This window comes from Mesorhizobium sp. M1A.T.Ca.IN.004.03.1.1 (assembly GCF_003997555.1).
Lineage (GTDB): Bacteria > Pseudomonadota > Alphaproteobacteria > Rhizobiales > Rhizobiaceae > Mesorhizobium.
In genome coordinates this window covers 1-270 of the sequence record NZ_RZTV01000354.1, presented here as the reverse complement: position 1 = coordinate 270, position 270 = coordinate 1, and the positions used below count along the sequence as shown (strand labels likewise).

1 pseudogene is annotated in these 270 nt (G+C 58.9%); it reads right to left on the bottom strand.

Going from position 1 to position 270, the window contains the following annotated elements:
• Window positions 1-270 (bottom strand): annotated as a pseudogene (locus EOD29_RS31950) (hypothetical protein); the annotation flags it as partial.

The following is a 270-nucleotide window of genomic DNA, read 5'->3' as shown; positions in this document are numbered from 1 at the left end:
CGACCGCATAGGCGCTGAATGCCGTCAGCGCCACATGCGGAAAGGGCAGCTTCTTGCCGATATATTCGATCGCATTGAGATCATAGAAGACCAGCGAAAGGAAACTCAGCGCCGTGAAGAACAGAGCAAGCAGGATCGCGCTCGGCCTCGTCGCAGCCAGCGCTGCGACGACATCGTCATAGCGCACCTCGTTGGTGAGCTGCATGATCGCGTAACCGACGAGACAGAAGACGATAAGCGTCGCGGCCGCAGTGAGCGGCGTCCTGTAAC